Genomic DNA, 13,678 nt, shown 5'->3' on the forward strand with positions numbered 1-13,678 from the left:
TTACTGACGGATTTCGATAACCTAAACAAGCACAGAAACGTGAAAAATGGCGAAATATAAATATTCAAGGGATGCTTCCCTTTCAGGAAAATCAATCTTGGCAGGAAAGGCATTTAGTTTAAAAAACCTTCTCTTGTTATTTTTCATTTTGTACCTCACCGGCTGTGGCGTTGCCGTTCAAGACCACTTTAGCCAAGCCGCTCCCGACACGCCATACATCGAATTCACGGTTAATGCGAGAAATCAATTCCAAATCAAGTTGCCGAAAGACAGTGGCGCGCAGGAATACTATTTTTATTGGGCTGACAATGAATCCATGGACAATCCAACCAAAATAGTTCTCAGTGGCAATACTGCCGATGTTGACATAAGAGGATTGTTAGGTGATGCCGTAACACCAGGACAAACCGTCTTTTTAGCCATCATAGCGACCTGGGAAGGCAAGGAAAGCGGCCGCTCAAACGTCATTGCATACCAGTTTCAACCTGACAGCCCTAACAATGTGAAAGCCCAGACACTCACAGGCAGAGGCGAAATCCGTTGGGAAAACGCTTCGGGTGAACACGCAAAATACAATGTTTACTGGTCGACTACGCCTGATGTTTCCGTCACAAAGCACGAAGGGGCAGCCAAGAATCTCGAGGGTGATTCGTTCACCCACGATCAGACGCAATATGACGAACAACAAAAAGTGTATTACATCGTCGCCAAAATTGAGGAAGGCGTAGAAAGCCCAACATCCGAGATTGTTGAAATCACAGTGAGCAAAACTGCGAAAGTACCCACACCTCAAAATCTACAGGCCAATGTAAACGGTCAAATTATTGATATCTCCTGGAAGGCCGTAGAAAGCGCAACCGCTTACCGGATTTATCGTGATACCAGCAACGAACTGGACTTCACCAGCGCCCAGGTGTTTGAAGTTAGTAACGCCAACTATGATGACAGCTCAATACTCGCAGGAACCAATTACTATTATTGGGTTGTAGCGCTGAATGAATCGGGCAGCAGTGAGATCTCTGCGCCTGCAGGACCAGCAAGAATAGCCGGCGCAAACACCGGTGGAACAAGTAATCTGCCACCGGAATTTACCATTGACGATGTCTACTTTATCGAGGAAGGCAAAAAAGTCGTCACCAACCTCACCGCCATCGATATAGACTCAAATAATCTGAGTTATGGTGTAAGCGCGGGTTTTGAGGTGTTTGAGGTTAAGGGCGCTCAACTCAGTTTTATCGCTGCCCCCGATTTTGAAAGCAATGTCACTTCCTATCAGGTGACGGTCACTGTTAGGGACCTGGATCATGTAGTTGAAAAAGCCATTACGGTAAATGTGACCAATGTAAATGAGCCGCCCGAATTTACACTCGCCACTTTTTCCTATTCGATTCCGGAAAATACCAAAGCCGTAACCAGCCTGAGTGCGAGTGATGTTGACAGCTCAAGTGTGTTGACGTTTTCCGTGGCAAATGCGGACACAGGTACATTCGAAATAGTCAATGGAAACCAGCTAAGTTTTGTCTCTCCCCCTGACTTTGATGCCGTCGGTGTAACAAATCCATATAAAGTTACGGTTGTTGTTAAAGACAACGGCATGCCGCCGCTTGAAGATCGTCGTGAACTGACAATTACGATCGAAGGCGTCAATGAACCCCCATTTGTCAATAACGAAGATCTTCTCCTGCCGATGTCAGAAGGTAATGTCTACGCCGGTAAAGTCAAAGCTTCCGATCCGGAAGGAAACACGCTGAGATTTGAAAAGATTGGCGGTGCAGATACGACAGCTTTAACGGTTGATCCCGATGATGGCGAAATACGTTTTGTCACGGCGCCGGATTACGATGTCCCGGGGTCTAGTGATGGCGACAACGACTATCATATTGATGTCCGCATCTACGAGGAAGGCAACCCTGGTAACCAGATAACCAAAGCTTTCACGATACGTGTTGGCGCAGTGAATGAAGCACCAGTGTGGAATACCGGTAACACACTTAGCGTAAACGAAAACCGGAATCCACCGCTAGTCGAGATGCTTAGCGCATCAGATGCTGAAGATTCGGTTACCTATACGTTCGCAGGCAGTGGTGGTGATTACAGTTATTTCAATATCAATGGCGCCCAGCTCAGCTTCAATTCTATGCAAGATTATGAAAACCTGATCAGCGTGCGCGGTTCCAGCGTGTTTAACATTACGCTAAATGCCAACGATGGAAACAATCCCGCGGTGTCGTTAGGCGTTACCATTACCGTTAAAGATGTCGATGAAGATCCGATCGTCACGCCGCCGTCAAACACCAGCGTACAAGAACCCAATTTAGGTGTATTCCAAATAGGAGCGACAGACCCTGAGGGGCTTTCCCTCCACTATTCCATCACCCCTAACGGACAAGGTGGAACCGCCAATGCGGATAGCGCATTTTTCAAAATAAACGATTCTGGTGTTTTGTCCTTTATTGGAATTAGCGGCAAAACTGATTATGAAACCATGAGCAGCGCATCGGGATCGAAAGTATTTAGCGTCGAAGTTCAAGTCGCCGACACCGCTTCTGGTGCTGGCGGCTCGGTCAACATAGTAAAACTGCCCTTGCAAATAACCCTCGTCAATCTCCCTGAGATGCCCTACTTTGTTACCGAATCCAACCTGCCAAATCAAAACGAAAACGTATTTCCACGACCTAGTTTTGAGATTGTCGCCTTCGATGGGGACGGTGACGATGTATTTTTAAATTTAAAGTCAACGGGCGATTTTCTTGACTTCACACTCAATGCCGCACCAGGAAAGAACACCTATACATTGGCATACAAAAACACACTCGAACTTGACTATGAATCACCAAACGATGAAGGTGGGGATAACACCTATGAAATTACTATCATCTTAAACGGTGGAGGCGTAACGGGTTTAGAAAAGACCTTTACCTTTAGTGTAAACAACCTTAACGATAACAACCCGGTTTTCGTGACTGGCGCAAATGCTCTGTCGACTCCGGAAAATCAATTACTCAATGCGCCAATCGCTATTCATGACCCAGACGGTAGCCTGACGCCGCTTTCAACCTCCATCATCGGTGGCGCAGATCAAGCAAAATTCAGTCTTGCCGGAAACATTTTGTCTTTTCAAACCGCACCTGACTACGAGTCACCAACTGACTCAGGGCAAAACAATGTTTATGAGGTCACTTTACGCGTACATGATACACAGAGGTCTAGTGATAGAACTTTCAATGTTTCCGTAACCAACCAAGTAAACAGCCTGGGTCAGCCACAAATAAACGTGGTGCCAACTACATTCATTAACAACCAGCAACCAGCCAATCCATTTGAACGCCGATTCTGGATAAAGTGGCCTAACGTTACTAACGCGACTAATTATTTTCTTTACTACGCTGAACAGCCGGGGATAACGCCGGGCAATTATCGGACCCTGACCAATGGCACCAAGCTCGCCTTAGGTAGCGCGACCTTGTTACCTAATGGAGTACGCTCCTTCAAGTCAATTTCCATAGCCGATGGACGCACGTATTATTTTATACTTACTGCGGGTGATGGAAATGAGGAAAGTGCCGCTAGTAGTGAACAGAGCGCAACAACCTATACTCCCTCCCTGGTCTTGAATGATACTGGTATCGAAACATGCGCAACTAGTGATACAGGAGGCCTGGCCTGTAACAATGCAACTGACGGTACCGATTTATTTTCGCCCCAAGATGCGGAAAATGGCCGCGATAAAGCACGGCTAAGCACCCAACTAATTAAAATCGGCACCGGCCAGGCTGCTTTTGATTTTACAAAGATTAGCTCGACTGGAAATACCCTGGGTAATACCGCGAGTTCCTGGTCATGTGTAAAAGATAATGTGACAGGACTTATCTGGGAGGTTAAAACAACATCGGGATTACACAACACTGCTAATACATATACCTGGGACTCCGCTCAAAGTTTTGCCGCTAACGTCAACACGGAAAATTTTTGCGGTGCGTCAAATTGGCGTGTACCTAACCCTGAGGAATTGGCGAGTATAATTAATTACAGTATTGCGCCGCCGGGTCCCAGCATCGATTCTAGCTTTTTTACTAACACACAGAAGCTAGCATATTGGACTTCGGCTCCTGTAGCAGCTACGGTATCGGCGGGTGCAACTACCAGCGCCTGGTCGATTAAATTTAATCTGGGGACTATTGATAAAAGTCCAAAAAATACTCCAATCTATATAAGATTGGTACACGATTAATACAATGACTTCGATGAGATACTGTTATGTTTACTAAAAGAAATTTGATTAACCTAAAACTACACAAAAGCATAAGCACGATTTTCGTGCTGACGGTTTTTGCTTCTAGCACTCAAGCTGAATGTTTTTATGACAACATTCAAGCCACCACGCCGAGTAGTCGCTTCAACATCAACAGTGATGGAACAGTAACCGACAAGAAATCTGGCCTGGTATGGAAACGCTGTAGTGAAGGTCAAACCGTTTCAGCAAATTCATGCAATGGGAATTTAACTAAAATGTCCTGGCAGCAGGCGCTTAATTCAGCCAAATCCAATAATGACAACTCTTTTGCAAATGCAAATAACTGGAGACTACCAAACATCAAGGAACTGCAGTCTATCGTCGAATATGCCTGCCAAAAACCGGCCATTAATTCTGAGATATTCCCGAACGTACCAAATATTACCGATTTCAAGTATTGGTCTTCATCAACTAAAGCAGGAGAATTTACCAACCCAATTTATGCTTGGGCAATGAGAATGGACGATGGATCCGCCTATTTTCAAGATAAGACCCTGGACACCATTTTTCTAGTTAGGCTAGTTCGCGACACAATTCAATGACAGAATTTCTGGGGCGGGGTAACCATATTTAGTAGGACGACTAGCAAGCTAAGCCACTTCAAACGACCACTATTCAGTTTCACGGGATGGATTAAAAAACATTCACTTCACAAAACCAATACGACTTTAGAAAAATCAAATTCATATCAAACGCGGGAAACCATTATGTAAGAAGCGGCTCACTAGAGAGAGTACATAGAGGCACTCCCCCTAGTGCGCTGTCCAACATTTACATAGACATTTTTTTCTTTCTGCTTGTTCCAAGCATATACAACAGACCAGCAGATATTAACGCTAGTGGCGCAGGCGCTGGAACAGTAACAACACTTCCATCGGGGTAGTATACGGAGGTCGTGCCAGTAGTTGTTGTAATTGAGGTGATTGCAAATTGCGATGCATTCAGAAAACCAAATCCATGTAGTGATCCCTTGGTCGCCCACAAAATTGAGCTTCCAGCCGAACCTTCACTAACCCAAAACGAAGAGGCTACCACTTCATCTAGAGGGTTGGTATCGGCTATCACAGTAGGATCACCGGTACCAGTATCTGGATCACCAGTCACGATACGACTATTTGGATCAGCCCCAAAAACAGCTTTTAAACCATCGTAGTCACATGGAATGCCTGCGACAATTTCATCAGCCGATGTACAAACATTTGGTGTGTTCTGGAATTGTATATTGGTAATAAGTTCGTTCGAAACCAAGTCCGCATCAACTAAATCAAATGAAACATCGAACTCCGATACTTCATTGCCAACTGTTACACCATTTGTGAATACCAACCTTGCAATCGGAATGAAACTTCCAGTATCAAACGTAGTACCGTTGAAGCTGGCCATTTGGTAAAGAGCCATACTCTCGCCAGTAAGCGCATTAGTGAACGATGTGACATTCGCCCACTCTTCAGCCGTTAAATAGCCACCGTAGGGATTAATTGTTTGGTCATTACTAGCAAAAGAGTTATTGAAAGCTGTCCAGTCACCGTCTGCAGGGTCTGTGAAGTCAAACTGATGAGTGATGACGCTTAAAGAACTTTGTGTACTACCGATACTTGCCGTACCCCAGGCCATATTAAATACACTATTGATTTCTGAAGCGTCTAGCGGTGAACTTCCTAATACGCTCTGAATTTCATTTATTGCTACAGTTTTATCAACATTGAGATCGTAAGGCGCGATCGGAACACCTCTGTCCGGCACACCCAAAACAGTGCCGTCGAAGTTCAAATTGACGTTAATAATCGATGCATTCGCTTGTGAAGCGGATAGAAAACATACAACAGGCAAGGCCATTAACGCAGCGCGATGTGACGCAATTTTTATATTCATATTACCCCTCAAATACTTATTAAGTTGTTTTAACCTAGCCGATTAAGCAATCCTTAAGCCAATATATTTTCTTTTATAATCATGAAGTTGAAACACTATTCGTTAGTAATGTAAATTACTTCGACAAGTGCATGAAAAACGACTTTTTGTGTGACAAAAAATGATTTTTTGTGTCGCCTTAACACGACGTTATTTTCAGTTGTATTCGAAAAACTTTACACTTAAAAGTTTTCAGTTAAGCCTTGTCTTTCAAGTGACTTATGTTCTTAGAGAAATCGCGATGCAAAGTTGATTAATTATTCACCAGTTAAACTAGTCACTCATGTTGAGCAAGAAAGTCTCTTTTCCACTTGCAAGTACAAATATTGCAGCGGCGTTGTACATCCTAGAAATTGCAGCTACTGCCGTGAATCTTGCTGCTGATAATGACTTCTCAATCTCCACCTTTTAGTGCGTATCTACACCACAACTAGAAAGCAGAATATTTTGCCGTTTAAACGCAAGAATGCTTGAGGTCCACTTCTCTTTTTGTAAGATTGGGGCATTTTCCCGAGGAATTTCGCCTAACCTGTTGCTATCTGAAAACAGAGAAATAGGACAGCCATCTCCATTTTGTTTTTCGCTCAGAAGCTGCGCAAATATCTACGATCCAGTTCATACCAGTGCAGCCCTAGTTTTTACGTTTGACTTTAGGCCGCTACCCTTTTACCCGTAGCCGACAATACTGTTCGGTATTTGCGACATATTTTTTAGTTGTAAACTATTCCGACGTCTACACAATAGGCTTTTCTTTACCCTGTATCAGGTTTCTAACTATAATTGGGCTCCGCGAACGTATACTGCCGGAAGAATTTAAGTACCGATAACCAATGGTTAAATGGTAGAACCGACACGCCATGGCGGCATTGCTAGAAAAATAAGAATTTCTAACACGGATGTTCTAATGAGATTTGTTTTAAACCATTTTTTGCTTCTCACATGCTGTGGAATTGGCACCCTGCTTTTTGCAGATGTTTATGCCCAAGACGAAGCCGAAAAACATCACCCGCAACGATTTCTCATCAAATACAAAAATTCGGTCGATCAACAGCCACACCGTGTCCGGTCACGACATAGGCACATTAAGGACATCAAACCGCTATTCGATCATTCAGATAGACCCGTCCGTAGTCGTTTGTCAAAGTCACCCAAGCATCGCGAACTAGATCGCTGGCACGAACTCAGCATTGCGGACAACGCCAATTGGAACAGAACTTTTGAACAACTTAGTAAAGATCCGGACATAGAATTTGTTGAGCCAGACTTTGTCGTAAATACCGATGCTGTTCCGACAGATCCTTCTTTTGGACAACTGTGGGGCCTGGTGAATACGGGACAAGCAGGTGGCAGTATCGGCAATGATATTGGCGTTGAAAATGCCTGGACTAGTGCAAGCCCGGGTGATGGAGTTGTCGTAGCCGTAGTTGATACGGGTGTGGACTATACTCATAAAGACCTGGCCGACAACATTTGGAAGAATACAAACGAAATTCCCGACAATGGCATTGACGACGATGGCAATGGATATATTGATGATGTACGCGGTTATGACTTTGTAAACAATGACCCCGACCCATTCGATGATAATCAACATGGCACACACGTGGCGGGCACAATTGCAGCCGTCGCTAACAACGATGAGGGTATCGTGGGAGTTGCCTGGTCATCAAAGATTATGGTCGTCAAATCTCTATCTTCCAGTGGCGGAGGACTCACGAGCAACAACATTCGAGCGATTCAATATGCAATCGATAATGGTGCAAACATAATCAACACCAGTTGGGGAAGTAGTGGGTACTCTCAACTACTTTATGATGTCATTTCAGCGGCCAACGACGCCGGGATATCCGTTGTCGCTGCTTCAGGCAATTCTGCGGTAGATACCGAAATCATTCCGCACTATCCTGCATCCTTCAATCTTCCAAACATTATCGGCGTTTCTTCATTCGACCGCTATGGTCGACTTTCCAGTGTTTCCAATTGGGGAAAAAACTCCGTCCATGTCTCGGCGCCAGGGAGTTCTATTTACTCCACTATTCCCGGTAATTTCTACCGCAACCTAAGTGGAACATCGATGGCGACACCTCATGTCGCTGGTGCCGCCGCGTTGATTCTTGCGGACGACTTTACTCGCACCCCTGAACAGATCAAACAATTGCTCATTTCTACTTCTACCTTTACGGAACCGTTAAATGGAAAAACCATAAGTAACGGCAGGATAAATGTTACCAATGCACTAAATTGCCAGGCAGGCGCTCTGCAAATTATTCCAACTAGCCACGCGAATAATTTCAAAATTCCTTCGGACCAACCTCAAATTTTTAAGGCTAAAATATATAGCTGCGACAAGCAGATCAATAACGTGCAGCTAGTGATGCGCGTTAACAATGAGATAGATGTTGGCTTGAACGACGCGGGAATACAGGGTGATGAGTTGGCCGGTGACGGAATCTACTCGGCGACCTGGAATCCACACCTTAATGGTGATGTTACGTTGGTGTTTTCGGCGTCTCATCCTTATTATGCCTCAGCGACAAAGTCATTAAACGGTTCTATTTATGTAAAAACCGAATATCAGATAGACGACACAATCAGCTACAATTGGCAAGATGCTTCCTCAGGGACACCACTGAACCTAAGCAACGATTCCAACACGCTATTTGTATTTGGATTTCCATTCGAATTTTACAACACGATATATGATAGGGTTTATGTAAGCTCAAACGGAATCATGTCCTTCGCTAAATCGACAAGCAGTTATAGCAATACAGCGATTCCTAACAATAACGCCCCCAACAATTTTATCGCGCCATTTTGGACCGACTTGAACCCTGACTTCGGCGGCAACATCTATGTGATGACCTCTGGTGTACAGCCCAATCGAAAGTTCATCGTTAGCTGGGACGACGTTCATGTAAATAATGACCAGATCCCCAATGGGGGAAGTTTTCAAGTCATTCTTGCAGAAGGTAGCAGCCAGATACTGTTCCAGTACAAAGACGTAATATTCAACAGTACTGACGACAATGGCAATAACGCAACGGTTGGGATTGAGAATATTGAAGGCACAAAAGGCGTACAGTATTCCCACAATACGCCATCGATAAACAATAATATGGCGATACAGTTCAAGCCCATCAGACGCCCTACTGCCACTGCTGGAGGACCGTATCAGAGTGAAGTAGATCAAGCCGTCAACTTTACCAGTACGGTGAGTTCGCCTTTGGCCGGCGCGATTTTCACCTATAGTTGGGATTTTGGTGATGGCTCGTCGAGCACGGAACCACATCCGACCCATACCTATAGTCAACGTGGAATTTTCGAAGTCACGCTAGTTGTAAACGATGGCAACGAAGATTCTTTACCCGCGTTAACTTCTGTTGTAGTTGGGTCTAACCTGTCTCCTATCGCGCATGCTGGTGGGCCCTATACCGGATTTGCTCAACAGAATATTGCCTTCGACGGAAGTCAGTCCAGCGATCAAGACGGCGATGCCTTGAGCTACCTCTGGGATTTTGGGGATGGCAGCAACGGATTCGGTATTTTTCCGTCGCACACATATGCTGCCCCTGGAAATTACATTGTTACACTTGTCGTGCATGATGGATTTGATACCTCGGCCCCCGCGACTGCTAGTGTTTCCGTAGAGAATCAAGCACCGGTTGCGGTAATTGACGCGCCCTCGCGCGGTGCAGCCAATATTCCCATTCATTTTAGCGCGAGTTCATCGCACGATCCTGATCTGCAGACGCTAACCTATTCTTGGGATTTCGGCGATGGACAAAGCTTATCACTGGAAAACCCCAGCCATGAATTCAGTAGCACAGGATTATTTACCGTCACACTTACCGTAAGCGACGGCGCATTAACAGACAGCGTACAACACCAAATTGAAATCGTCACAAACACTCAGCCGGTCGCAGATCCAGGTGGCCCTTATCAAGAATATGTCGGCAACTCGATTACCTTTGATGGCTCAGGCTCTTTTGATGCAGACGGAGACGCACTAACTTACGTATGGGGCTTTGGTGATGGCAATAGCGCAAACGGAATCGCGCCTACACATACGTACGCCAACAAAGGCAGTTATAACCTATCACTACTTGTGAATGACGGCCTCAGTGACTCGCAAATAGCGAACACGACAGTAACCGTCCCAAATCGTGCGCCGACAGCTAAAATTACGTCACAGGTTGGTGACAAAATAGATCTTGGCTTGTTCGCTATATTTTCCGGCACTAGCTCTTTCGATCCGGATGGCGACTCGCTAAGTTATTCGTGGAAAGTAAATGGCACTCACGTTTCAACCGCTGCTAATTATTCTCGCGCATTTAGTCAGTACGGCAATTTTTCCATCACATTAACCGTAAGTGACGGAGATGAAGATTCGTTACCCGCAGAAAGAGTTCTTCGCGTTATTACTCCGCCAATTTCCAACGCAGGTGAGTTGCAGGTTTATTCACCAGACGAAACGGCTGAATTAAACGGGGACAATAGTAGCGATATTGATGGCAGAATAAATACCTATGCTTGGCAGCAAACATTTGGGCCAACAGTTGAGGTCATCAACTCAGACGCGAGCCGTGCAAGTTTCGTGGTACCAAGCTCTTCGGTTTTCTGGAAGACGGTTTCCGCTGGAACGAATCATACCTGCGCAATTGACTCGGAACAGGCAATGTGGTGTTGGGGAAGCAATGCTTTCCGGCAGATCAAGCAAAACTCTTCTACTACCGCTACTGCGATTTACCCAAGCCCAGAATCAATTTCAATTGATGGGAACTCGCATTGGAGAGAAGTGTCATCTGGCGGCAGACACACCTGTGCGATTTCAGTCGATGATCGTCTTTTCTGTTGGGGTGATAACTCATTCGGGCAACTTGGCATAGGAAATAACGGCGCCTATCAGGAGGTTGTCACACAAGATAACGTGAAATGGAGAACTGTTAGTGCCGGCGAGTACCACACTTGTGCAATCGATGTGGGAGAGAAACTGTACTGCTGGGGAGATAATTCCGTAGGCAAACTAGGGCTTGGTGATACGCTTCGTAGAGAAACGCCGGAACACGTTGATTCTCCAACAGGTACCGGTTGGAAAAGTGTGGACGCCGCTACATCACATACTTGTGCCCAAGACACACTAAATACTTTGTGGTGCTGGGGAAGCAACAGCTCAGGCCAAATAGGAATCGACGCAACAACAACCGAGCAAACGCAACCTGCGAAAGTTCCAACGCCAAGCCAATCTACATACTGGAAAACGTTCAGTGTGGGAGAATCCCATAGCTGTGCAAAAAGTAGTATTGATGGCAACTTGTACTGCTGGGGAGAAATCTACATAGGGGGTATCGCAACTCCTAATTCCACTTCCAACATATTTACGCCAGCTCAAGTTATCACCGAACACGATTATGTTCAGATATCGAGCGGGAACGGTTTTAACTGCGCACTGGCTACAAGTAAGCAGGTATATTGCTGGGGACGAAATCCCAATGGGGAAAACGGAACGGGTAATTTGCCTTCTACAAGCGCGCCAACAAACCCCATTTTGTTTAATTCGCATATTGCGCTAGTCAGCTCTGGTAAGCATCATTCCTGTGTATTGACCGACCTGGGCTCTATCGCCTGTTGGGGTGAGAATGCCTATAACAAGGTTGCCCCTGACTCTCTTAGCTCGCACAAATCGCCTGTTTTTGCAGCAAGAAATGACAACCTGTTGGGCTTTCAGCTAACGGTTACAGACGACGATGGGCTAACGTCCACAGACAATACCAATATTGTCATTAACCAGCGTCCGATTGCGGTTACGCCTGGCTATGTTTCGTCTAATCAGAATCTCAACATCGTGATCAATGGTTCAGCTTCTTATGACGCTGAACTTTCAGATATCAGCTACGCATGGAGACTGGGTGGAGAGCTTATATCTACTGACCCGGTGCTGACGCACACGTTCGCAGAAGCGGGAGAGTATAGCGTACAGCTCACAGTTAATGACGGATATACAGACTCTTTGGCTTCAAGCACCACGGTGTTCATCAATACCATGCCAACGGCTCAAGATGACAACGTCACTGTACTCGAAGATAAGACACTAGTTATTGATGTGTTGGCAAACGACTCTGATGAATCGTTAGACAGCATAATCATTGGCTTTAGCCAGCCGTCGCATGGCTACCTGACTCTTGAAAGCAATCGGTTCTCGTACACACCTATTGCAAATTACTCAGGGCCAGATAGCTTTGAATATACGGTTACTGACGCAATGGGTCTACAAAGCACCGCAAACGTGCTCATCGATGTAATAGCAGTAAACGATGTTCCAGAAATAAATAATCTGGCTTTACAAACGCAAGAAGACGCACCTGTATCCGGTATTCTAGTCGCCCACGATGTCGATAGTAACGATATAAGCTTTACAATACATTCCCCTCCCCAGAATGGAAAAATAGAGGGTCTAAATACGAATACTGGCGAATTTACTTTTGTTCCTGCAGCAAATTTTTCGGGAACTATAGAGTTCGAAGCACTCGCAAGCGACGGCATAGACAATTCACTACCAGCAAAAGTCAAAATAGATGTGCTCGCAATAAACGATAGCCCTGTTGCCGCGGATGATTATTATGTAACGCTTGAAGGGCAAAATCTGAAAACTGGAAATGTTCTTGGGAACGATACTGATGTTGACGGCGACGTTTTGATGGTGCTGCAGTTAGAACAGCCCCAAAACGGGACGGCGTACTCGAATAACGATGGCACTTTTACCTATACGCCAAATGAAGGATATACAGGAGAAGATAGTTTTAGCTACACGATTTCAGACGGACATCAAGGTCGCGACGATGCTATCGTCCACATTACTGTCAATCCCTACACAGACGAAACACCGATATCACCAGTTGTCTTTAACATCGAAGACTTGCTACTAGATATCGATAAGGAAAAACACGTCTTCCGCATAAAACCGGAAGCCCCTCCAATCAACGACATCACCTTACGCTATTACACTACGGACGGTAGCGCCGAGTTAGATAGCGAATTTGGCGCAATCGAAGGAAGTCTTCATTGGGCTAGCGGAGACGCAACAGAAAGAGAAATACCTATACCACTTCTAAAAAACAAATTTGAACACGACCTGCACTTCAACCTGGTATTTGTCGTTGAATCAGGGTATGCCATTTTCGAGAACGGAAGTCTGGCAGTGATTACGATTCCTAAAAACAATCCCGGCCCAAAACCTAAGAAAAGCGCCATATCGTTTTCACTTCTAATTTTCATACTCTTAATTGGTATTCTTAGAGGAAACCATCAACTACGACATTTCAGAAAAAGCTCTCAAGCCCGCCCTTATAATCCAACCCTCTTGTCACCCGAAAGTGTGTAGATTTGCAAATTTTACTAAAAACCTAACACCAAGGTATTAATCCAAAAGAAGAAAATTCATCTATTTTTCACCGTCTTGCTCAAGATTCGCCAAAT

At 45.1% G+C, this 13,678-nt stretch carries 4 protein-coding genes; 3 read left to right on the top strand and 1 reads right to left on the bottom strand.

Annotated features, from left to right (window positions below; genetic code table 11):
* The first annotated feature begins 97 nt into the window (after positions 1 to 97).
* Both OEZ43_05645 and OEZ43_05650 read left to right on the top strand, forming a co-directional pair.
* Positions 98 to 4,231 (top strand): DUF1566 domain-containing protein, encoded by a 4,134-nt coding sequence (locus OEZ43_05645; protein MDH5545055.1) that lies wholly within the window; start codon positions 98 to 100, stop codon positions 4,229 to 4,231.
* Positions 4,232 to 4,257: 26 nt separating this feature from the next.
* On the top strand, positions 4,258 to 4,836 hold the full coding sequence (locus tag OEZ43_05650) for a DUF1566 domain-containing protein (GenBank protein MDH5545056.1): 579 nt from the start codon (positions 4,258 to 4,260) through the stop codon (positions 4,834 to 4,836).
* Between the two features lie 229 nt (positions 4,837 to 5,065).
* Here the strand turns inward: OEZ43_05650 and OEZ43_05655 are convergent, their stop codons facing one another.
* A complete protein-coding gene (locus OEZ43_05655) occupies positions 5,066 to 6,166 on the bottom strand; it encodes a hypothetical protein (protein MDH5545057.1) in 1,101 nt (366 codons plus the stop codon).
* Positions 6,167 to 7,109: 943 nt separating this feature from the next.
* On the opposite strand from OEZ43_05655, the gene OEZ43_05660 reads away from it, so the two are divergent.
* Positions 7,110 to 13,583: a PKD domain-containing protein gene (locus OEZ43_05660; GenBank protein ID MDH5545058.1), complete on the top strand. Its 6,474-nt coding sequence runs from the start codon at positions 7,110 to 7,112 to the stop codon at positions 13,581 to 13,583.
* Positions 13,584 to 13,678: the final 95 nt, after the last annotated feature.

Source organism: Gammaproteobacteria bacterium (assembly GCA_029881255.1).
Classification (GTDB): Bacteria; Pseudomonadota; Gammaproteobacteria; order S012-40; family S012-40; genus JAOUMY01.

Bases quoted from the DNA above. Each gene is read 5' to 3' on its own strand.
- OEZ43_05650 (MDH5545056.1), top strand. From the start codon at position 4,258: ATGTTTACTAAAAGAAATTTGATTAACCTAAAACTACACAAAAGCATA.
- OEZ43_05660 (MDH5545058.1), top strand. From the start codon at position 7,110: ATGAGATTTGTTTTAAACCATTTTTTGCTTCTCACATGCTGTGGAATT.
- OEZ43_05655 (MDH5545057.1), bottom strand. From the start codon at position 6,166: ATGAATATAAAAATTGCGTCACATCGCGCTGCGTTAATGGCCTTGCCT.